The organism is Shewanella sp. (assembly GCF_048265805.1).
GTDB lineage: Bacteria > Pseudomonadota > Gammaproteobacteria > Enterobacterales > Shewanellaceae > Shewanella.
The window spans coordinates 1-20,708 of the sequence record NZ_JBLXAT010000045.1; the positions used below are offsets into that span (position 1 = coordinate 1).

Sequence of the window (20,708 nt, forward strand, 5' to 3'; positions counted from 1 at the left end):
GCGGCGGTAGTTCTAGCTGAGCAGCTCTTAAAAAATGGCTATGCACTGGCGGATTTATGAGGGGATCCTTCAGGGCTGTGCACCGTTCAGCGCTCGCTACCATTGCGGGGATGCAGGAGGAGAGTATCGGTTTGGGATATTTGGCGTTCCTTATTCTTGTTACGCACAGAACTTGCCGCAACACCGCACCGCGTATCAGGCGCAGTGTTAAGGCGGCAATACTATTTTGCCGTCATGCTCGTTTGCAGGTAACGTTCATACTCAGCCTCATAGGCTTGAGACACGGGTTCAAATTCAGGGTATTGCTGCCAATAGCGCTCACCAAATAGCGCTCACCAAATAGCGCTAACATCGCCCAATGCCACGCTTGATTATGGAATACTAACTCACGCAGCGGCACGTCTGCGGCTGTGTAGGCATAAAAGGCATTTGCTTTTTCCTGCGCCGCTAAAGCCGTCAGTTGACCATATCGCTGCAATGTCCAAGCGTACATGTGGCGCTCTGCTAGCAACGTCGCGGCATATTCTGTTTCATCCATGACAAATCCCTGCTGACTGTCCATGCTTCGCTCTTCGTTCGCTGTCACTGGTTAATGTACCGGAGACAACACCTCATCAAGTAGCGTTAACTGGCCTTGCTTTAGTTCAAAAAATCCATCGTAGATAAAGGCGGCGTTGCCCGGATGGCAAAAGCCAGTGCTACCTTGTAAACGTACGATGGTGCGGCCATTAATGACGCCCGCTGTGGCGTTATCTACGCCGCACAGATCCATATCGGCCAAGCGGCCATCTTGCACGGTGAGCTGCTGCCGTTGCTGTTCGTCACCTTTGCGGGTGAGTAATTCAAATTGTGCGGCAGGGGCGCGATCGGGTTCTACCATATCGTCGTAGTGTTGATTAAGCTGCGGCGATAAACACAAGGTGGTATCACCCTGTTGGCTAATTAAGGTGCCAGCAAAACCGTCAACAGGGCAGGCGGTCTGGCTCAGTTTATCCACCGAATAAGGCTGCTCAAATTGCGACTGACACTGCTGGAGGTTATAGCTGATAGCGCGATGTACGCGGGTGTCTGGCATCTCTTGCAGCTTAGACATCCAACCGTACAACATTTGCGTACCTGAGTTGATACATTGGCCATATGCCTGTGTTTTTAACTGCGCCGCCATAATGTCGCTTTGCAGCCAGTAGTAATCGCTTGTATGTTCTGGTTGGCGGAGCAGTTCATACATTTCACTGCTACAGCGCTTTTCAAATTCCGTGAGTTGCGCCAGTGCGGTGGCATAGTCTTGCTGCTTGAACAACTGATTGGCTTGATGGCGTACCAGTTTGAGCCCTGACAGCTCACATTGGGCAGGCGTTTGCGCGTTAGCTTGATGGCAAATTGCAGCACTGGTGATAGTTAATACCAGTGAAAACAACTGAGATTTCATAGCGTCCTTGACAGCGTTGTCCGTAATAGTAAGGGCGGATTATTCCATAGTATCAATGCATTGTCACAACGACTTGCGGTGATATTGCCCGACAAATGGTGCCGTTTGCATCATAACTGCCACAGCCGTAGTGCAATTTATATGACAAATTGGCCAAGCGACTGTTTCGCTCCGCATAAAATTAGGTATACTTGAGCTCGCCAAGGGGTGTTTGTTGTTATCAACAACAGACTGAGATGCAGCTACTGCGAACCCTTAGAACCTGATCCGGCTAGTACCGGCGTAGGAATGGGCCACAATTCGCACATTATCCAACCGCTAATCAGCATGCCGGATCTCAAACGTATAAATTTGAGGTCCAAATGAACAAAGTTTTACTACCTACCTTACTTGCCACTGCAATTGCGCAAGCTGTTGTTACCCCTGTTATCGCCAATGAAGCGCCGAATGTGGCACAAAATGCCACCAGTAGCGCACCCGATGGTGCAACCATTGAACATCTCGTGGTTAGCTCCGATTTTCGCGCGACCAGTGTCGATAAACTGCCTGCCAGTGTCACCGTGATTGACCAGCAACGGATTGAAGACCAAGGTGCCGAACATTTTGAAGATATGCTCAATAACATTGCCAACTTTAACTGGTCCGGTGGCAGCTCGCGTCCTAAATATTTTCAAATCCGTGGGGTAGGTGAGCAAGAGGAATACAAGGGCGCGCCTAACTCTTCTGTCGGTTTTATTATCGATGATATCGACCTTTCTGGCCTTGGCATGGTGTCGAGCATGTACGACCTGCAGCAGTTTGAAGTGCTGCGCGGCCCGCAAGGCACCCGCTATGGCGCCAATGCGTTAGCGGGGCTGATTTATCTGAAAAGTAATGACCCGACCGAAACCCGTGAGCACGGTATGGAAGTATCACTCGGCGATGACAATCTACGCACCATCAGCGGTTTTAGTTCGGGGCCGTTGAGCGATAAATTGCTGTATCGCGTGGCAGTGCAACAGCACCAGCAAAATGGTTATATCGACAACAGCTATCTTAACCGTGATGACACCAACCAGCGCGATGAACTCAGCACTCGGCTAAAACTACGCTGGTTTGCCAGCGACAATTTACAAGTTGATACCACGGTGATGTTTGCCGATTTTGATAATGGTTACGATGCGTGGACGTTAGATAACAATGGCGAAACCAGCCTCAGTGACCAGCCAGGTAAAGACTCACAAAAAACCACCGGTGCTAGCGTTAAGCTCACTTACGACGGTTTTGCTCTTGCGCAACTGGTGTCACTCACTAGCTTTGCTAATTCCGATCATCAGTATAGCTTTGATGGCGACTGGGCCAACCCAACGTATTGGGCGAGTCGTGATTGTGATGGCGCCGCCTGTGAATACAACTACTTTTGGGATCAGAGCGGCAAGCGTCAAACCCTTTCGCAAGAGTTACGCTTAAGTTCCAAAGATGCTGGTAAGATATTCGCGGGTTCTACCGACTGGTTGGTGGGCGTGTATCTGATGGATTTATCGGAAGATAACGACCTGTATTCGGAATACAACGGTTACCCAGATGAAGTGTTGGTATCGCAATATGATGCGGATAACTATGCCGTTTTCGGCCAGCTAGATACCGTGTTTCGTGGCGGTTATAAGCTGTCAGTCGGCGCACGTATTGAACGCCGTAGCAGCGATTATAGCGATACCAACAACGACAACTTTGACCCCAGCGAAACCATGTGGGGCGGCCATATCGCGTTGACAAAAAGTTTCAGCGACACGCAAGAAGGTTATGCGCGCATCGCCCGTGGTTACAAAGCGGGCGGCTTTAACATGACGCTGCCAGCGACCATGTCAGATAAAAAAGAGTTTGATACTGAGATTTTGTATAACTACGAAATCGGCCTTAAATCGCATTGGTTAGATGGCACCGCCGACAGCCGTATCTCAGTGTTTTACATGGATCGCCAGCACCAACAAGTGGCGGCATCCCTGCAAAATCCGGCCGATCCACAACGGTTTATTCTGTTTACCGAAAACGCCGGTAGCTCCAATAACTACGGCGCTGAGTTTGAAGGAAATTGGTACGTCAGCGACAGCTTGCAACTTTACAGCAGTGTAGGCTACCTGAGCGCTGAGTATGGGGATTATCAATATAATGATGCCTATGGTGCCACGGTAGATTTAACTGGACGCGATTTAGCGCATTCGCCACATTGGACATATAGCCTTGGTGCCACGTGGCGCAGCGCGGATGGTTGGTTTGCTAACCTTAACGGCAGTGGCAAGAGTCAGTTCTACTACTCCGACAGTAACGACTCACAATCCAAACCTTATAGCATAGTCAACGCCAAAGTGGGCTATGATGCCGACACTTGGGCGCTGTATCTGTGGGGCCGTAATCTGACCGACAAACAGTATGGTGTGCGGGGTTTTTACTTCGGTAACGAGCCTGATCAAGATTGGGCTGACAAGCAGTACATTCGCTACGGCGACCCGCGTCAACTGGGCATAACCTTGCAACTGCGCTTTTTATAACGGTGTGAACGCCTCGCCACGGTGGGGTGTAAATAAGGAGATAACAGATGAAATTAACGGCTGAAATTAGCATGTATCCGCTGACTGAAAGCGATTACAAAGCGCCGATCCGTTGGTTGATTAAACGCCTCGACAGCTACCCTAACATTCAACGGGTGACGCATTCACTTGGCACTCAGATCAGCGGCGATTGCGATGAAATCATGCAGATCCTCGCAACCGAGATGAAAGCTACCGACGCCAAGTGGGGCAAGGCGATGTTTGTGTGTAAGTTCGTCGAAGGCGAACTGGACTTAACGCGCCGCACCTAAGCAATAGCGGTTTTAAGGAATAGATGACCCATGAATGAACTGTGGCAACTGCTGGCGCAAGCCACCACCGAAATGCAGGGCATGAACCTGTGGGAAGGTGTGGCTGTATTGTTGGCACTGGCCTACCTGCTATTGGCGATGAAAGCTAATGCATGGTGTTGGGGCGCAGCGCTGGCTAGCACCGCCATTTATACCGTGCTGTTTTGGAAAGTCTCCTTGCTGATGGAGTCGGTACTTAACGTCTATTACATGGTAATGGCGGTATATGGCTATTGGATGTGGCAGCGTGGCGGCAGTGAGCAGCAGGGGCTACCGGTGTGTACTTGGTCGGTGGGTAAACACGCGTTGGTTATCGCTGCTACTAGCGTATTAGCGCTGGCGGTGGGATATGTGATGGCTAACTACACTAAGGCTGCGTTTCCGTATCTGGATGCGGCAACCAGCTGTTTTGCCGTGCTGACCACCTACTTAGTGGCGCAGAAAGTGCTCGAAAACTGGCTTTATTGGGTGGTGATTGATCTGGTGTCTATCTATCTGTACTTCAGCAAAGGCATGATGCTCACGTCCTTGCTGTCGTTATTGTATGTTGGCTTAGCCATCGGTGGTTATATGCTATGGCGTAGCGATTGGCGTGCTCAGCAACTTACAGAGGCTGAGACGCGTTGAAACTCGATGCTTTATTGGCTTTTTGCCCTGCAGAAGAACTGGAGCGCTTGATTCAACAACTGCAGCAGCGACAACTGCATGTCAGCCAACTGGTGGCCATTGAGGTTGGGCTTAGCAATCACAGTTTTTGTCTCAGTGCGTTTAGCGCCGATGGGCAACAACAACGGTTTTTACTGCGGATTAATGCACCCGTAACCGATGTGATTTGTGACCGCGTCAACGAGGTTGCCTGTTGGCGTGCGGCCGAAGCGGCAGGATTAGCGCCACGGCTTTATTGGGTCGACCCGTTACATCGTTTTTATCTGGCGCAGTGGGTGGATGAAATCTCTACTGATTTGCCAGATCTCGTTCCTTGGCGACAACTGGCATCGCGGGAATATTTATCGAGCGCGGCATTGGCACAGCTGATTGGTGGTCATTCTCTTGCCAGCTTATCAGCGCTGAGCCACGTGACGCCGCTAAATCCCCTTGAACAAGGGTTGCTAAGCAAGTTGCAGCCATTGCTACAAGGGCTGCGCCAACTGCCCGCACCATCATTGGATATCAGCTTAGCCAAGCAGTGGTACATCTATTTGCAACGTCTCGAGCGAATGCGCGCCGACAACAATATGGCTCAGCAGTGTTTAAATGACGCGGATGGATGGCTGCAGCGCTTCACTTTACTTGCCCAGTTTGATTGCGCAGGCATTTTGTCACAGCTGGATGAGGTGCTGATCCAGCATCAGTATTGCCATCGCGATTTAAGTGCCAACAACCTGTTGTTGAGCGCCGAGCGCTTACTGTGCGTCGATTTTGAATACTGTTGTAGCTCGCATCCATTGTTTGAATTGGTGGGCGTATTGGCCACACATCGGCTATCGCCTATGGCGCAGCAGCAACTCATTGTCGATTATCTCGAACAACACCCCTTTGTGACATTGGCAGCGCTCAGTGCATTGCCTGCCGCGCTGGATATCTTCTGGCTCTATTCCTGTGCTTGGGTATTACAAATGGCCGACAGCCACTGTGAAAATGCGAGCGAACTCTTCGGCTGGTTTGACAACTACTGGCAACTTGTCAGAAAGTGAGCCTATTGGTTGGGTGGAACCAATAATCATTTCGTCAGTCCATAAACTGAAGAGTTGCTGATATTTTCGACAGGGAAGCGCAGAATGAAACGACTGCTCACGATAAGTACCTTGCTGATCTTGCTGACAGCATGTTCCACCAAAATGAGTTACCACTTCATGGATTGGGCCATCGAATGGGGCTTAGACGATTACGTTACGCTGAATGAGCAACAAGAAGACCAGTTTGACGAATTGCTAACCGGCTTTCTTAAATGGCACAAAACCAATGAACTGCCTAAATATGCCAACGACGTGCGCGGTTTTCGGCAACAGATAAGTGATAACAGTTTTTCGCCCGATTACTGGCTGCAATTTACCGATAAACTGCGCGACCATTGGTACAACATCTTCACGCAATGTTTTGAGCAGATGTGGCCGTTAGTGCAGTCGTTATCGGATGAGCAAGTCACACTCATCAATGAAAAACTCACTAAAGAACAGCAAGAGCTCGATGAAGAATATGCCGATAAAAGCCACGATGAGCTAATCAAACAAGCCAATGAACGAATAGAAGACACCTTAGACGATTGGCTAGGTAGCGTAACAAAACAGCAAAAACAACTTGTGCATCAGTACAATAGCGAGCGAGAATTTACTACCGACATGTGGCTTGAGTATCGCCATGAGTGGTATCGGCAGTTTAAACAAACCTTGCTTGAGCGTAGCAACACCCCACAGCTTAAAACTCAGCTTAAAATGTTACTGACCGCGCCGCAGCAACTGCGTAGCCAGGACTACCAACAAAAACTGCAGCAAAATACCTACAAATTTGGTGAGTGGTTGGTGGCGCTGCGGCCGACCTTAACGGCCAAACAGCAACGGCACCTGTTGAATAAACTCGATGAATTGATAGAAGATCTTGACGAACTCGCCGCAGAAGGTGATTAATTTAGCCAACATCGATTTGAGTATCGCTCCTTAGCCCTGCTATGGTGTTAACGAGCATGTATTAGATTAAGGACAACATTGTGGATGCACTAACGCTTCTTCTTACTCGTCAATCCTGCCCGCGGTTAACTAAACCCGCTCCCAACGCTGACCAACTAAAAGTGATTTTGGACGCCGCTGCGCGTGTGCCAGATCATGGTGGTTTAACTCCTTGGGAATTCATCATTGCTGAAGGTGAAGGTTTAAGTAAGCTTGCCGATATTTTTGAAGCTGCCGCTAGCCAGCAAGGTGCTGATGAAGACTTTGTCCAAAAAGCGGCCAACATGCCCAAACGCGCGCCGATGATCATCACTGTAGTGGCGAAAACCCGCAGCGATATCAGCAAAGTGCCTGAGTTAGAACAACAACTCGCCGCCGGTTGTGCCGCAATGGCGATGCAACAAGCCGCATTCGCACAAGGCCTTGGCGGCATCTGGCGCACTGGCAGCTTTGCCTTTGATGAAACTGTTAATAAAGAGCTAGGTCTAGAGGTCGATGACCAAATTGTTGGCTTCCTTTACCTCGGCACGCCAGCGATTGAGATGCCACTGAAACCACAAAAAGACGGCAGCCAATTCGCCCGTTATTTGTAACAACGCTAGTCGCCGACTAAAGCCATTGCTAACCCAGTGGCTTTTTTGTTTTAGCGCCCAAACAACCGAGTTATAACAATGCAGGCTGATCCGAAAAAACTGGTAGAGAAAAATCGGCAACTAATCCATTCCGAGTTAATGAAAGTGCTGTCGCACACGCAACGGGAGCAGGGAGACTGGATCGTGCATTCGTTGATGGTAGAAGGCTGCGATGCCCCGTTTAAATTTAAGCGCAAAGGGCAGTATCAGAGTTTAAAGGGCGCGCGAGTTAATCTAACCTATTATCCCGCACATGACGTGGTAGCCGGGCTGATCTTTGAATACATGAAAGTGGTGCGGATTAAGAAAAGCTAGGGGCTGTTTATCTTTAGTGTTTAATTTTTATTCAAATTAAACGCATTATGAGCAAGGCGCAGCCAGCGACGCTTAGTTAACTAAGCAAGCTGGGCGCAACAACGTTCAGGAGGCGTTTAATTGGACCCTTCGGGCAGTGACATAGCGCAGTTTATTCAGCGTTAGGTGATATTTGTGGAGAATAACTACACGGCATATCACCTGCCTTGCCTTAATCACGCCCTGTCTACTGCAAAAACAACCCCTAGCGAAGCGGCGAAAATGGCTTGGTACAGTCGTCGGGGTTTGATGGTTGTTATCTTTGCTAGGTTCGTAAAAAGTCATTCGTACCCTAATGATTAGCATACTAATCGAATTACATTGTTGCGGCACCGGAACTACCATAGAATCCGCGCTCAATGATTGAAGGCCTTTGCATTGTTTGCGAAGGCCTTTTTAGTGGAAGTTTCCCAGAGCGCTGTGTCGAGCAAACGGCTATCGCTTTGGCTATTTAAGCCGGAACGATAATGAATCGATTTGATGATGCGCTGTTAAATACTATTGCCGATGCGTTGGTGAGCGATGGTTACCTGATTTTACGTGATGTATTGCCGCAACAACTCACTGAAGCACTGCGAGTGCGGGTAGAAGAAGCACCAGTGGAAGATTTTCGCTTAGCGGCGATTGGCCGTGGCGGCGAGCAACAACTCAATCAGGATATTCGCTCCGATCGTATTCGTTGGTTGGAACCGAGCAGTGAGCCAGACAGTAGCTACACCATGATCATGGAGTCATTACGCGAAGGGCTAAATCAGCGGCTGTTTATGGGGCTGTTTGATTACGAAAGCCATTATGCTTGGTATCGCCCAGGCGCGTTTTACCAAAAACATGTGGATGCACTGCGCGGCAGCCAAAACCGCATTTTGACCACAGTGTTCTTTCTGAACCATGAGTGGCAGGCAGAGCAGGGCGGCGAGTTGAAGTTGTACGATGAAGACGATCAACTGCTGCATACCATTTTGCCGGAATTTGGCACCTTGGTTATTTTCCTGAGTGAACGCTTCCCACATGAAGTATGCCCAACTCAACGTGGTCGCGGCAGCATTGCCGGCTGGTTCCGCGTCAGCAACAGTCATTACGGCTTTTAGGTTGTGGCACTTGCTATGCTAACCGCGAATGTATGGTGTTAGCCTAGCGGCTTGCCTGCCAATTTCCTCTTTTTGTCCATTCGGTTGACGGTGCTACCGTCAACCACCTAAAAGTCACGGCTAAATAAATCAGGTGTTAACTTGCGCTTTGCTGGGAATTTCGAGATAGTTCAAGCAGACCCTATTGGCAGTGTTCGCCAATAAGTTGTTGTTGAGGTTAATAAGATCTCAACCTTGAACAGGAGATACTCCGTGCATATGGATGGTACTTTATCCGGCGAATATGTCATTCTCGAACCCCTTACGCTTGACCATGTCGCTGCGCTGACTATTGCGGTTACTGACGGCGAATTGTGGAATTTGTGGTACACCAGCATCCCCGCGCCAGACGAGATGAAAGACTATATTCTGGATTCCATGGCAGCTGAGCAGCGCGGCGAAGGGCTCGCCTTTGCCGTGCGTCATCGTGAAAGTGGCACTATTGTTGGTTGCACGCGGCTGTGTCATTGGGATCAGCCTAATCGCCATATTGAAATTGGTTACACTTGGTACAGTAAGAGCGTGCAGCGTACTGCGGTGAATACTGAATGTAAGCTGCTGCTGTTGACCTACGCCTTTGAAACGCTGGATGTGATCGCGGTGGAATTTCGTACCCATTTTAATAACGAGGCAAGCCGCCAAGCGATTATGCGTCTAGGTGCCAAGCAAGACGGCATTTTGCGTAATCATCGTATCCTAAAAGACGGCACGGTACGTGATACCGTGGTGTATTCCATCATTGATGGTGAATGGCCTGAGGTTAAAGACAACCTCAAGCAGATGATGAGTGAATACCTTGAGGGGTAGCCATTGCGAGCGTGTGTTTGTCAGGCAGTGAGCGCTGCCTGATTTTATACTGTTTGTCGCTGCCCGAAGGGTTCATTTAAACGCCTCCTGAACTTTGTTTCGCCCAGTTTGATTAGTTGACTAAACGTCGCAGGGCGCACCTCGTTCATAATGCGGTTAATTTGAACAAAAACTAAACGCTAAAGATAAACAGCCCCTATCAACTGCTTCTATTACCTATCTTGATATTTAGTAAATTCTAAAGTAGTTTCATTGCATTAGATCTTCAAGGACTGAGTAATGATGACCACTAGAACAATTTGCCTCGGCACTGCCATGCTGTGCTTATCTACTGCGGCGTTGGCTGGTGAAGCCGAACAAGCCTTTTCTTCCGAGCTGTATCAATGCGCTGCATACTACGACATCGGTTCTCAAATGGTAGCGGCCATGAATGCGCCACAAATGGCATCGGTGGGTGACCGCCTAAAAAGTTCAGCGCAGCAAGTAACTGATTTGGCTGGCAAATATGATACCCAAGAAGCGGTTACTCAAGGCATTGAACAAGCCAAAGAAAAGATGATGGCGGCCACAGCAGGGCAAGGCATGGGTGGTTTGATGAAACAATATAAAGATTCATGCCAACAGATTCTAGCCAACCCCGAGCAGCGGTTAAATTATTGGATTATGGCCAAAATGTAAGGCAACTATTGGTTGGTCCGCAGGATAGATGAACGCCCGCTGTTGTGGGCGTTTTGCTGCTTGGTGGCTGGACGGCACAAATCACTTAGCCTGACATTTTACCGACCGTTAAGCATCGGCCAGCGGTTACTGGATTAACTTATCGCTAAAGATCAGTACTTCAGATTCCTTGCCACTCCAACGCGTAGCGATCAAAGCGCTATCTGGTTTGACTAGCGCGTCCTTAATGATGGGACTTAGGTCGGCCAGTGACGGTGCCGCATCAAACATAGCATAATATCTAATGGTCTTTTGATACTCTTCAGCAATGAAAAAATAGTGTTTGTCGGTCTCAGCTAGCAGACTAACGATACCGCTATACAGCACGTAAAAGGTGCGGTTTTCATCATTATTTTTGGCGGTGATGCGATAGCGTAAGGTTTGTATGCCATTTTTGAGAGCAAATTCATCGGCCGTGACTTGGTAGTCACCTAATAGCATGGTGCTTTCGCCCATCACTGCGCCCGGATCATCAAATTCTAGCTTAAAGCCGCTTTCACCGTTTTGTTCCTGCATTAGCACCAACGCCATAAACAGTTTGCCATCAAAGACCTGATGAGCGGTGACACTGGCCTCGGATGCGCTGGCTGTGGGGCTTATTAGGACAACGGCTAGCACGAACGTGGTAACGAGTGCGTGACATTGGGTAATAGCAAATTGCAGCTTAATGAGTAGCGCGCACAGTCGTTGTTTTGGCATTGCAGTTCCTCATCCATGATCTTCATTGATAGTCATAGCGCTATTAGCGCCTGGTTACACGCGAATTCCGCAACAGGATGGCCGAAGCCTGCGTGTCAGTATTGCAGCGGCTTTAGTTACGGTTTGTGACTATACAATACCGTAGTTTTGGATTTTGAACTGGCTGAAATTTTAGAGATAAATCGCATATATAAATGATTTTTGAGGCGGGAGCGATGAAGGCTAAATGCGCCGCTTAATAATTTGAGTATCAGCAGCTATGTTTTAACGTTACTCAGTGCGCGGCGTTGCTGCTAAGTGCTCGATGATTGCAGGTTTAATACGTTCGAGTATCTGCTGTGTTTGAGCGCGAGTTAAATCGAGTTCGCACCAGCCATCGGTACTCATAAACTCCGCGGCGTCGTAGTTAAGCACTGTATTATTTCCCGATGCGGTAAGTTCACCTGACAGTCTAAAAATGCCCGCATAGGTATGAATACGGCTGATATTAAATGTGGTCATTGTCTTCCTTCGCGCTATGTTCTCATCATCGGCGTTAACACCATCAAGCTCGTTCGAGCTTAGTAAGATTAGTCAGGAAACAGATCGGCTAACGCCTCATGGATCTCAGCAAATTCAAAATAGAATCCCTCATCTAACGCATGTTTGGGCACGATAAATTGCCCTTCAGTCAGTAAATCAGCCATCTCGCCTAGCGCCAGTTTGAGGATAAATGCAGGGGCGGGCAGGCACGCTGGGCGATGTAGTGCTTTGCCCAGCGCTTTGGCAAAATCAGCGTTAGTCACTGGATTTGGTGCAGTAGCGTTATATACCCCTTCGCAATCTGGGTTATTGAGTAGGTAGCAGATCAGCGCGACCAGATCGCGCAGATGGATCCAACTCATGCCCTGTTTACCATCGCCAATGGGGCCACCCAGTCCGAGTTTAAAGGCGGGCAACATTTTTGCCAGTGCACCACCGTGGGCTGCCAATACTACACCGATGCGGAAGATACATACGCGGGTATAGTTGGAGGCGGCGGCTTGTGCCTTTTGTTCCCAGATATTGCAGATATGGTGGCTAAACTCTTGGTGTGGCACCGCATTTTCGGCCAAGCGTGCATCGCCCTGACGACCATAAAAACCGATGGCGGAGGCGCTCAGTAGGGTATGTGGTGGCGTACTGGACGCATTGATCAGTTGGGCAATTTTATCGGTAATATCCCAACGGCTGTGGCAAATCTTTTCTTTCTGCTGATCACTCCAACGCTTAGCGACAATCGGCTCACCAGCTAGATTGATCACCGCATCAACATCGTCTAGGTGGTGCAGTTGATCCAACGAGGCAAGGTATTGATGGTTTTGACCGAACTTCTGTCGCGCTTTCATCGGATTGCGACTGACCAGCAACAGTTCATGGTCGGTTTCTAACAGTGGCACTAACGCGCTACCGACTAACCCTGTAGCACCAGTAAGTAGAATTTTCATGGCAGCATCCGTTGTGTTGTGTGCCATGGGCTTGATTATCCACGGTCACAATAGCCGAGTGGGCAGACAGAGTGGTACGCAGCAAGATGGAAACGAAAAAGCCGCCTACCACTCAACCTCTCTATCCGTTAACTATAGGATATCGCATCAAATATGTGGCTCAAGTGAAAGGTGCGAATGATATTCGCACCTTGGTTTAACTTACTGTTTTTTTTGTCAGCTTAGTTGCATAGAGACTGAATCTGCAAAGCGTAAGGCGTGGGGTTTATCGACTTCGACTGAGGCATATGCTACCCAAGGGTGTTCACTGGCGATCTCTAGAATCTTACCGGTGAGATGCTCCAGCAAAGAGAAGCGATTTTCCTCAACTAACGCAATAATGGCCTTAGTTATGGTGCGGTAATTGAGTGCATGCTCCATATTGTCGGTCTGATACGCATTATCGGCAGCGTAGTGGATGACAACGTTGATAATCACGTCTTGTCGATTGTTGATTTCTTCCTCTTTGATGCCGATAAAAGTACGCAATCGCAGGTTTTTAATGCGTATAATAGCCAGTTCTGGATTAATCATAAGCTTACTTATTGTTTGAGCTGGAAATTTATTTAGTAAGACTAGCAACTTTGTTGGCGAACAAGAAGGAAATTTGTTGATGACATCAAGCTATCGTCCCTCAATGACTGTGCGCGGCTTTGCCGTGATGGCATTTTTGGTGATTGTACTCGCAGGCATTAAATCAGCCAGTGCGATTGTCGTACCGTTTGTCTTGTCAGTATTTATTGCGATGATCTGCAGTCCGGTCATCAGCACCTTTGTGCGCTACCGCGTGCCGCGTTGGTTAGCGGTGTTACTGATGATGGGATTGATTTTGTTGGCAGGATTGTGGATTGCCTCAATTGTTGGCAGTTCCATCAATGACTTCACTAAAAATCTGCCGGAATATCGCTCCCAATTGGTTGAGCAGTTTTCGTGGATTTTAGATAAGTTACGTCAGTTCAATATTCGTATCTCCAAAGACCAAGTGCTGGCTTACTTTGACCCTGGAATGGCGTTGTCGATGACCACCAACACCTTGTCTGGCGTTGGTAATGTGATGGCGAATCTGTTCCTGATCATTCTGACCATCGTATTTATGCTGTTTGAGGCGGAATCTCTGCCGCGTAAACTGCATCTGGCGCTAGATAGACCTGATATGCGCATGTCGCAAATTGATCGCTTCATGAAGTCAGTCAACCGCTATATGGTGATCAAAACCTTAGTCAGTTTGGCGACTGGCGCGATTGCTGGCATCGGCTTATGGCTGATGGGCGTTGATTATCCGTTGCTGTGGGGCGTAGTAGCGTTTCTGTTTAACTACATTCCTAACATCGGTTCAGTGATTGCCGCGTTGCCGCCTGTCTTACTGGCATTTGTGCAGTTTGGCCCCTCTGGCGCTGGTGGTGTGGGTATTCTCTACATTGCGATCAATATGGTCATGGGTAACGTAATCGAACCGCGCTTTATGGGACGCGGCCTTGGGCTGTCCACCTTGGTGGTGTTCTTGTCGTTAATTTTCTGGGGCTGGTTGTTGGGTTCCGTCGGCATGTTACTGTCGGTGCCGCTGACCATGATTGTGAAAATCGCGCTCGAAAATAACGCTCAGTCCCGTAAGTTCGCCATTTTATTAGCTGATGATAGCAGTGCGCAGGAGATCCATGATCGCGCCTCGCATGAAGATGAAAATACAGATAATGCCGACACCCAAGCGACGGCACATAAACAAGGTGAAAACGAGTAATGCAGTTGTTTCTTGAAGCGATCGATGCGATTAACCCCTGCACCCAAACTGCGCATAATGTGGAGCGGTTAATCCACGGCCGTGGTGGTATGTTGCCGGAGTGCGAGCACTTATGTTTGGACTGGTTTGCCCCCGTGTTATTGCTGACGTCGTTTAAAACGATAGACGCTGATAGCGTTGATCTATTGCAGCAACGTATCGTTGCGCGCTTTGCCGCACTACGGTTGCCGTTAAATCTGGTCTACCAGTATCGTGCCGGTGGTCAAACGCATACTGAGTTATTGGCCGGAGACGTGCCGGAGCCGCATGTGGTGACGGAACATGGCCGCAAGTTCCATGTCCATCTGTTACGTGGCCAAAACCACGGCCTATTTTTAGATATGAGTAACGGCCGTCAATGGGTGGCCGGCCATGCCAAATACAAGAAGGTGCTTAATCTGTTCGCCTACACCTGCGGCTTCTCGGTGGCGGCATTAAGTGGTGGCGCTGATGAGGTGGTTAACATCGATATGGCCAAAGGCGCATTAGCCACCGGCAAGCAAAACCACCAACTGAACGACTTAGGTGCTGGCGCCCGGTTTCTTGGGCACGATATTTTCAAATCGTGGGGCAAGCTGCGCAAACTCGGCCCATATGATTTGTTAATTGCCGATCCGCCCAGTAATCAAAAGGGCAGCTTTGTGGCGACGAAAGATTACGTGCGCTTACTACGTCACTTGCCGGAGCTGCTAAACGATGGCGCCGATGTGTTGCTGTGCCTAAATGCGCCGGAACTGAGCCGCGCATTTTTGATGGAGCAGGTGGCTGAAACTGTACCGCAATTAAGCTTTATCGAGCAGTTGGCGAATCCCGCCGTGTTTGCTGATGTGGATGCTGACCGAGCATTGAAGGTTTTGCATTATCGTTACCATGCCACGGAGCAAACCAGCGCATAGTCGCGTCATAGCGTTGTTAGTACCGCAATAACACAAAGCCCGATAAATATCGGGCTTTGTGTTTGCAGATGATGTAGCTATGCCAACTTACACGACCGTAGGTTCGGTTGGTTCCTTCGGTTCGGTTGGCGCGACTGGCATAGGCTGTTCCACTGGTTTTGCCGCTGGTGCAGACTGCTCGGTTGGTTTTACCGCAGGTGCAGGCTGCTCCGTTGGCGTCACATCGGGAGCCGTATTTTCGGCAGGTGTGACGCCAGTATCTTGCTCTTCTGCAGGTTTGCTTGCTGGTGCCTCTGACGGTGTGGTCACCTCGGGTGATGAATCTTCCGCGGGGATGACACCTGAGTCTGAACCCTCGTTAGGCGCTGGCGTTGTTGTTGGCTCTGCTGGCGCTGGCAAAATGACTGGTGCAGGCGCTACCGCTTTGGGGCCAAAGCGTTGCAAAGTGCCTTGTTGCCCAACACCGATACAGCCAACGTTATCTCGGCAAGCAATACTCCAGATATTGAGCTTACTGCGTTTTTGCCATTTGCTGTAATCGCCCTCAGCGCCCAGCACTGAAACACCATTGGGGTTGGCAATCCATATGGTCTTGCTGTCACCATTTCGGAAGACTGCCGAGCCATAGACAGCCCCTTTCAGTGAAATGGGCGGTAGCGCTTGCCATTGTTGATTTTGCAGATTGTATTTCCACGCTTCAGCGGGTTTTTCGCGATCATTGAGTGAGCCACCAAAGGCATAAATCTCATCACCGCTGAGTTGCACGGAAAATACGCCACTGGCGGCGCCACCTGTAAATGGAGTGTCAATTGACAACCAGCCGGATTCATCGCGTAACAGTAAACGAGGCTTATCTGCGTTACCTGTGCCAATCAGCACTTGGATATTGCTGTTGCCGCGGTTGACACAAGTGCCGCTGGAGGCAAAGCCACCTTCACCCGCTTGCGCTGGTATGGGCAGCTCAACCCTTTGCCAGCTGTTGCCACCATCGTCGGTTTGCAGCACAAACAAGCCTTGTGCATCCGAGTCACCGTAGAGATACCCCGTTTGTTTGTCGATCATTTGAAAACAGTCATAAAACTGTTTAGCGCCTTCACTTTTGTTGACCTGACGCCAATCAGCGCCATTGTTACTGGTGGCATAAATGCGTGAGGCGTCGCCTTCGCCAGAACTCATGAGTAGCACGTTGCCATCACCGAGCGGTTGGATGTCACGAAATTCCAATTGGTCACTATTTTGTGGGGCAGTAATCGGTTGCCAATTTTTACCATTATCGGCGGACATATAGATGCTGCCAGCCGTGCCCGATGCCCATACTTGGTTGCCATGCCAGTAGACGGCGCGAAAATCGATGCTGCTATCGAGCTGGGTAATATCGCCCGCTAGCGCATGAGAACACAGGGCTGCACCTAAAGCGATTCCAGTGAGTAGTTTACGCATTCTGTTATTCCATCTCCTTGGTTATGCCGCCGCTAACTGTTGTTGAAATAGGGGCCAATTAATGCCGTTTTCAACATAAACAGCCTTAACGCCGAGTGAGCTAACGTCTTGAATATTTCTCACTTCATCATCAAAAAACAGCATGTTGTGGTACGCAACACCTGTGTGTTGGTGAATGTTGGCAAAGTGTGTACGTTTGCTGTCAGGAAATATCTGCTGTATATCAAAATATTCATCGATTTCAAACAGCTGCAATAACTTTTTAGCCCAAGTCGGTTGATAAGTGCGCGAGGCCAGCGCCAGCGGTAATTGCTGTTGTTGAGCATAGTGCAGAATGTTAGCGACATCAGCGTACAAGCTGATTTTATTGCCTTCAGCATCACAAATGTGATCGCCGTGGCGTTGGTAAGGCGGTACGGTGTGGTCGCACCAAGTGCCGCCACAATCCCAAAGGGTAAAATCTAAATCAAAAACGACTAACTGAATGTCTGTCATAGACAACTTCGCTATCTGCGCCTCTGTTCACGATAATGCCGCGTCAGCCAAACGCCAACTTATTGACCTATCGCATATTTAGTGGCTTACACTACCTTGAAATTTGACGCGCGCCAACACCTTTGATGACATTTTTATTGCCACGTTGCCGGTGTGATGCTGGCCATTCACATCGGCAATAATATTCCGCAGTGTTTTACCAAGGGTAATTGAATCAATCTGAATTAAATGATGAAAGTATTTCGTTCGTTATTACATTAAATTTGGGTTTGTTGCGGAAATCAGCCTTTGTTTCGGTGTTAAAACTTTTAATTTTGAAAGTTTTTTGTAATTTATGTGTGGTTGCTGGTACACTCTGCGCTGTTGAGTTAACCGCTAGTGGCAGCATTGCCCCTTATTCTGCACTGGCGGGACGTTCAACATTTTGCGGCACTGCGGACACAACAGCGCAGCAATTATAAATAACCAAATCAAGCACAAAAATACCGGAGTTTTCATGGAATTACACGAATACCAAGATGCTTATTACCAGATCAAAGATGAGGTAATCGAGTCTTTACCATTAGAAGAACAACCAGAAGCGTTAACCGATTGAGGCTCATGACTCGTTGGTGGCAACCAATATTACGAGTCACTATATGAGCAACCGACCAAACTCAATCTTTAAAAGTCCCCCTCATGTGAGGGGGACTTTTTTATCGGCATTAGCCAGTATCACCTAGCTCCACCGCCGCCATTTTTGGTATTTGGCGAGTCATACATTCATAATTTCAATGAGTTAACCACTCGCAATCGCCGTTGTCATAGCAAGGTTATTCAGCATGGCTAGCTGTTTTGTGGAATTAATCCGCCAGGCAAATCCCCCATCATTGGTTATATTCATCACTAGGGGCTGTTTATCTTTGCTGATTGTTTTTGCGCGCTGTCGCTGCCCGAAGGGTTCATTTAAACGCTTCCTGCACTTTGTTGAACCCAGCTTGCTTAGTTGACTAAGCATCGTAGGTCTCGCCTCGTTCATAATGTGTTTAATTTGAACAAAAATTAAACACTAAAGATAAACAGCCCCTAGAGCGATAACGGCCGATACCGTAGGTCACTTGGTTTTGGACAGCGGTGTGCAAAGTTAGACGTCATCCCGCAGCGTTTTGTTAGCACTGGCATCTCGCTGGCCGCCAATCTCTTTAAAGATGTTGGTGAATTCCGAAAGCTCTTCGTCTTCAGCCAGCCCAGCATGGCTGGCTTGAAAAGAAATACGAAATTCCGACCTAGGTAATTTTTTTGCCAAGTCACGAATACTCTCAATAGGCGCATTCTCATCTTCTTCACCGTGGTGGATATACACCATTGGTGCGTTTTGAAAATTAATAGACTCCCATGAACCAAGCAGAACTTTAAAATCAGACCATGCACCATGAGCTAAATCTTGCGGAAGCCCCAGTGAGGTTAAGTACTCCATGGTTGAGCTATAGTTGTTATTTTTAAACAGCTCCAATAGCTGTAGCGTAGGTGGTGATTTTACTGTCTCAACGAATATATCTGGAGTGCCCATAGAGGCTAAAAGATAACAAGAGCGAACAACATTAGTATTTTTAGTTGAAAAATGAAGTGCGAATGGCCCACCGCCACTCCCACCAATAACATGGCAGTTACTGATGTCTTGGCTATTTAAATATGATGTGGTTTTTTCTGAACACTCGGCGAATGAAGGGGTAAGCTCCAAATCATCGTACCAGGGACGGGTTGGGCAAATCAGACGAATGCCGAATCTACTCGCGAGATCAGAAAACTCGTGGCCAGAATCACCTTTTTGTGGTGTTCCCATAAAGAAAACGACTGGCACACCCTTAGGATCACCAAACTCATGAACTTTCATATTTTCTCCTAAAGAGTGTTAACAGAAACTGTCCGACTGGCACACATTGTTAGGGATAGCTCGCAGGCCGGTGACCGTAACTGAGCACCCGGGTGAGCTCCCATTTGCCATTCTGCTCGTGCCAGATCATGGTGAAGTCAGCTAAGCCTTCGCACACGCCACTCGAAAACTGACAAAAGCGGTGCGTGCCCTGCGCAATGGCGCCAAAGCCCTTGATTGGATAGACCTTCAGCGAGCCCTCCACGAGCTCGCGACTAAACTTGCCGCAGACATTCTTGCGAGTGCCGGCGATCATGTCCTCACGAGTCCACGTGACCCCGCCATTGTCATGGTAGAACTCAACGTCAGCCGCGAAGTAACTGGCATGTTTATCAAGTTGCCCTGACTCGGAGCAGTGGTTGAATGCATCGAACACCGCTGCATCCAGCGCGGCCACAGTGTTGTAAAGGCTTTCGTGCTCGGGTGCAGTCTCGGCATTAACCTCAAAAATGGTGATGGTTACAGCTAAGACGGCAGCTAAGGCAACGTTCGTAGTTTTCATAAAATCAAAGATTCCTGAATGTGAGTTGAGAGCCCTAACGCCGCTAACACGGGCCGAGCGTAGCTAGGTCCAGTGCAATGCGTTTTTTGCATTGCACGATTGTGCTTGGCCTTGTGTACGCTCAGCATGGGCATGAACTAATGAGGTGAAACTCCTCTGCAGGAATGTCACCTTTCGATAACATGCTGTTATTAAACGTTAACTACTAGCGAATGGCAAGGGCTTACCCGCGAGTGGCGGTCTGAAGGAAGCCGCTAGCAAATCTGCGAGCTGATGAACAAGAACATCATATTAGGCGTAGGCTGAAGGTGAGTTGGCACAAGGCGACGAAACCACGTGATCTAACGGCCACCGTAAATGATGCAGCAGTGCAAAGAAAGTTCATGTCCTTATCTGGGGAGATCTGTTTAACATGCGATCGGTCATTAACCAGTAAGGCTCTGGTCTACAAGTGCCTTGGCTTTTCAAATTCATCGACTGGAAAGAGCGAATTAGATGAAAACCGATAGCGCATGACGGGGCAACTTGGCATGTGATTAGGCAGAAGTCAGCAGACGGCATAGTAGCCCAACGCCCTTCGTAATGGATGGGACACGGTGAAGGCCTGACCCTGAAAATCAATTAGGAGCCTGTGCAGCTCACTTGTACTGTATCCGACCGGATTTAGGTACAGTGGCGCAAAATCAGAAGCCATAATTGGGGCATGAGGGAGCTAATCGGCCATCATGTTTTAAACGTTTTCTGGAGCCGCCCTGTGCGGAGCCGCATGCAGGGTGGTGTGGGGGCTGGAGGCTAGATACTGAAGGATCCCCTCATAAATCCGCCAGTGCATAGCCATTTTTTAAGAGCTGCTCAGCTAGAACTACCGCCGCTGC

Annotated in this window: 23 protein-coding genes and 1 riboswitch; of the genes, 13 read left to right on the top strand and 10 right to left on the bottom strand. The window is 48.8% G+C overall.

The window, feature by feature from the left end; genetic code table 11:
* Positions 1–232: 232 nt before the first annotated feature.
* Together ACN0TT_RS19390 and ACN0TT_RS19395 are read right to left on the bottom strand one after the other, a co-directional pair.
* Positions 233–538, bottom strand: a complete 306-nt coding sequence (locus ACN0TT_RS19390) for a hypothetical protein (RefSeq protein WP_417763773.1) — start codon at positions 536–538, stop codon at positions 233–235.
* A 51-nt stretch (positions 539–589) separates the two neighbouring features.
* Complete coding sequence (locus tag ACN0TT_RS19395; RefSeq protein WP_417763774.1) at positions 590–1,429, bottom strand: hypothetical protein; 840 nt, start codon at positions 1,427–1,429, stop codon at positions 590–592.
* 193 nt (positions 1,430–1,622) lie between these two features.
* Positions 1,623–1,735: riboswitch (TPP riboswitch) on the top strand.
* A 56-nt stretch (positions 1,736–1,791) separates the two neighbouring features.
* Here ACN0TT_RS19395 and ACN0TT_RS19400 point away from each other — a divergent pair.
* The 10 genes from ACN0TT_RS19400 (at position 1,792) to ACN0TT_RS19445 (ending at position 10,568) form a co-directional block, all read left to right on the top strand.
* Positions 1,792–3,957 carry a TonB-dependent receptor gene (locus tag ACN0TT_RS19400; protein ID WP_417763775.1) on the top strand — a complete coding sequence of 722 codons (2,166 nt, stop codon included), beginning with the start codon at positions 1,792–1,794 and terminating at the stop codon, positions 3,955–3,957.
* A 47-nt stretch (positions 3,958–4,004) separates the two neighbouring features.
* Positions 4,005–4,268 (top strand): YkoF family thiamine/hydroxymethylpyrimidine-binding protein, encoded by a 264-nt coding sequence (locus ACN0TT_RS19405; RefSeq protein ID WP_417763776.1) that lies wholly within the window; start codon positions 4,005–4,007, stop codon positions 4,266–4,268.
* Positions 4,269–4,298: 30 nt separating this feature from the next.
* Positions 4,299–4,934 (top strand): nicotinamide riboside transporter PnuC, encoded by a 636-nt coding sequence (gene pnuC, locus ACN0TT_RS19410; protein ID WP_417763777.1) that lies wholly within the window; start codon positions 4,299–4,301, stop codon positions 4,932–4,934.
* Entirely contained in the window at positions 4,931–6,001 is a 1,071-nt protein-coding gene (locus ACN0TT_RS19415; protein ID WP_417763778.1) for a phosphotransferase, read from the top strand. Before pnuC ends, ACN0TT_RS19415 begins: the two co-directional genes overlap by 4 nt.
* A gap of 84 nt (positions 6,002–6,085) precedes the next feature.
* Positions 6,086–6,931, top strand: coding sequence for a DUF6279 family lipoprotein (locus ACN0TT_RS19420; protein WP_417763779.1), 846 nt, complete (start codon positions 6,086–6,088; stop codon positions 6,929–6,931).
* A gap of 80 nt (positions 6,932–7,011) precedes the next feature.
* Entirely contained in the window at positions 7,012–7,563 is a 552-nt protein-coding gene (locus ACN0TT_RS19425; RefSeq protein WP_417763780.1) for an NAD(P)H nitroreductase, read from the top strand.
* Between the two features lie 78 nt (positions 7,564–7,641).
* On the top strand, positions 7,642–7,917 hold the full coding sequence (locus ACN0TT_RS19430; RefSeq protein ID WP_417763781.1) for a hypothetical protein: 276 nt from the start codon (positions 7,642–7,644) through the stop codon (positions 7,915–7,917).
* 503 nt (positions 7,918–8,420) lie between these two features.
* Complete coding sequence (locus tag ACN0TT_RS19435; RefSeq protein ID WP_417763794.1) at positions 8,421–9,044, top strand: 2OG-Fe(II) oxygenase; 624 nt, start codon at positions 8,421–8,423, stop codon at positions 9,042–9,044.
* 258 nt (positions 9,045–9,302) lie between these two features.
* A complete protein-coding gene (locus tag ACN0TT_RS19440; RefSeq protein WP_417763782.1) occupies positions 9,303–9,890 on the top strand; it encodes a GNAT family N-acetyltransferase in 588 nt (195 codons plus the stop codon).
* Between the two features lie 279 nt (positions 9,891–10,169).
* Positions 10,170–10,568: a hypothetical protein gene (locus ACN0TT_RS19445; RefSeq protein ID WP_417763783.1), complete on the top strand. Its 399-nt coding sequence runs from the start codon at positions 10,170–10,172 to the stop codon at positions 10,566–10,568.
* Between the two features lie 126 nt (positions 10,569–10,694).
* Here the strand turns inward: ACN0TT_RS19445 and ACN0TT_RS19450 are convergent, their stop codons facing one another.
* The 4 genes from ACN0TT_RS19450 to folX form a co-directional block, all read right to left on the bottom strand.
* Positions 10,695–11,306, bottom strand: coding sequence for a hypothetical protein (locus tag ACN0TT_RS19450; RefSeq protein WP_417763784.1), 612 nt, complete (start codon positions 11,304–11,306; stop codon positions 10,695–10,697).
* Positions 11,307–11,576: 270 nt separating this feature from the next.
* Positions 11,577–11,807: a hypothetical protein gene (locus tag ACN0TT_RS19455; RefSeq protein ID WP_417763785.1), complete on the bottom strand. Its 231-nt coding sequence runs from the start codon at positions 11,805–11,807 to the stop codon at positions 11,577–11,579.
* 68 nt (positions 11,808–11,875) lie between these two features.
* Positions 11,876–12,772: a TIGR01777 family oxidoreductase gene (locus tag ACN0TT_RS19460; RefSeq protein ID WP_417763786.1), complete on the bottom strand. Its 897-nt coding sequence runs from the start codon at positions 12,770–12,772 to the stop codon at positions 11,876–11,878.
* A 216-nt stretch (positions 12,773–12,988) separates the two neighbouring features.
* On the bottom strand, positions 12,989–13,342 hold the full coding sequence (gene folX, locus ACN0TT_RS19465) for a dihydroneopterin triphosphate 2'-epimerase (protein ID WP_417763795.1): 354 nt from the start codon (positions 13,340–13,342) through the stop codon (positions 12,989–12,991).
* A gap of 82 nt (positions 13,343–13,424) precedes the next feature.
* On the opposite strand from folX, the gene ACN0TT_RS19470 reads away from it, so the two are divergent.
* Positions 13,425–14,549 carry an AI-2E family transporter gene (locus ACN0TT_RS19470; RefSeq protein ID WP_417763787.1) on the top strand — a complete coding sequence of 375 codons (1,125 nt, stop codon included), beginning with the start codon at positions 13,425–13,427 and terminating at the stop codon, positions 14,547–14,549.
* On the top strand, positions 14,549–15,484 hold the full coding sequence (locus tag ACN0TT_RS19475; protein WP_417763788.1) for a class I SAM-dependent methyltransferase: 936 nt from the start codon (positions 14,549–14,551) through the stop codon (positions 15,482–15,484). Before ACN0TT_RS19470 ends, ACN0TT_RS19475 begins: the two co-directional genes overlap by 1 nt.
* Positions 15,485–15,571: 87 nt before the next feature.
* Here ACN0TT_RS19475 and ACN0TT_RS19480 read toward each other — a convergent pair whose 3' ends face one another.
* A complete protein-coding gene (locus tag ACN0TT_RS19480) occupies positions 15,572–16,924 on the bottom strand; it encodes a hypothetical protein (protein WP_417763789.1) in 1,353 nt (450 codons plus the stop codon).
* Positions 16,925–16,945: 21 nt separating this feature from the next.
* Positions 16,946–17,419, bottom strand: coding sequence for a magnesium-dependent phosphatase-1 (locus ACN0TT_RS19485; protein ID WP_417763790.1), 474 nt, complete (start codon positions 17,417–17,419; stop codon positions 16,946–16,948).
* 209 nt (positions 17,420–17,628) lie between these two features.
* Here ACN0TT_RS19485 and ACN0TT_RS19490 point away from each other — a divergent pair, with 209 nt between their 5' ends.
* A complete protein-coding gene (locus ACN0TT_RS19490) occupies positions 17,629–17,880 on the top strand; it encodes a hypothetical protein (protein ID WP_417763791.1) in 252 nt (83 codons plus the stop codon).
* A 662-nt stretch (positions 17,881–18,542) separates the two neighbouring features.
* Here ACN0TT_RS19490 and ACN0TT_RS19495 read toward each other — a convergent pair.
* Together ACN0TT_RS19495 and ACN0TT_RS19500 are read right to left on the bottom strand one after the other, a co-directional pair.
* Positions 18,543–19,292, bottom strand: coding sequence for an alpha/beta fold hydrolase (locus ACN0TT_RS19495; RefSeq protein WP_417763792.1), 750 nt, complete (start codon positions 19,290–19,292; stop codon positions 18,543–18,545).
* 49 nt (positions 19,293–19,341) lie between these two features.
* Positions 19,342–19,833 carry a nuclear transport factor 2 family protein gene (locus tag ACN0TT_RS19500; protein WP_417763793.1) on the bottom strand — a complete coding sequence of 164 codons (492 nt, stop codon included), beginning with the start codon at positions 19,831–19,833 and terminating at the stop codon, positions 19,342–19,344.
* Positions 19,834–20,708: the final 875 nt, after the last annotated feature.

Coding starts and splice junctions, on each gene's coding strand:
- ACN0TT_RS19390 (WP_417763773.1), bottom strand. CDS start 538: ATGGATGAAACAGAATATGCCGCGACGTTGCTAGCAGAGCGCCACATG.
- ACN0TT_RS19395 (WP_417763774.1), bottom strand. CDS start 1,429: ATGAAATCTCAGTTGTTTTCACTGGTATTAACTATCACCAGTGCTGCA.
- ACN0TT_RS19400 (WP_417763775.1), top strand. CDS start 1,792: ATGAACAAAGTTTTACTACCTACCTTACTTGCCACTGCAATTGCGCAA.
- ACN0TT_RS19405 (WP_417763776.1), top strand. CDS start 4,005: ATGAAATTAACGGCTGAAATTAGCATGTATCCGCTGACTGAAAGCGAT.
- pnuC (WP_417763777.1), top strand. CDS start 4,299: ATGAATGAACTGTGGCAACTGCTGGCGCAAGCCACCACCGAAATGCAG.
- ACN0TT_RS19420 (WP_417763779.1), top strand. CDS start 6,086: ATGAAACGACTGCTCACGATAAGTACCTTGCTGATCTTGCTGACAGCA.
- ACN0TT_RS19430 (WP_417763781.1), top strand. CDS start 7,642: ATGCAGGCTGATCCGAAAAAACTGGTAGAGAAAAATCGGCAACTAATC.
- ACN0TT_RS19440 (WP_417763782.1), top strand. CDS start 9,303: ATGGATGGTACTTTATCCGGCGAATATGTCATTCTCGAACCCCTTACG.
- ACN0TT_RS19445 (WP_417763783.1), top strand. CDS start 10,170: ATGATGACCACTAGAACAATTTGCCTCGGCACTGCCATGCTGTGCTTA.
- ACN0TT_RS19450 (WP_417763784.1), bottom strand. CDS start 11,306: ATGCCAAAACAACGACTGTGCGCGCTACTCATTAAGCTGCAATTTGCT.
- ACN0TT_RS19455 (WP_417763785.1), bottom strand. CDS start 11,807: ATGACCACATTTAATATCAGCCGTATTCATACCTATGCGGGCATTTTT.
- ACN0TT_RS19460 (WP_417763786.1), bottom strand. CDS start 12,772: ATGAAAATTCTACTTACTGGTGCTACAGGGTTAGTCGGTAGCGCGTTA.
- ACN0TT_RS19470 (WP_417763787.1), top strand. CDS start 13,425: ATGACATCAAGCTATCGTCCCTCAATGACTGTGCGCGGCTTTGCCGTG.
- ACN0TT_RS19475 (WP_417763788.1), top strand. CDS start 14,549: ATGCAGTTGTTTCTTGAAGCGATCGATGCGATTAACCCCTGCACCCAA.
- ACN0TT_RS19480 (WP_417763789.1), bottom strand. CDS start 16,924: ATGCGTAAACTACTCACTGGAATCGCTTTAGGTGCAGCCCTGTGTTCT.
- ACN0TT_RS19485 (WP_417763790.1), bottom strand. CDS start 17,419: ATGACAGACATTCAGTTAGTCGTTTTTGATTTAGATTTTACCCTTTGG.
- ACN0TT_RS19495 (WP_417763792.1), bottom strand. CDS start 19,292: ATGAAAGTTCATGAGTTTGGTGATCCTAAGGGTGTGCCAGTCGTTTTC.
- ACN0TT_RS19500 (WP_417763793.1), bottom strand. CDS start 19,833: ATGAAAACTACGAACGTTGCCTTAGCTGCCGTCTTAGCTGTAACCATC.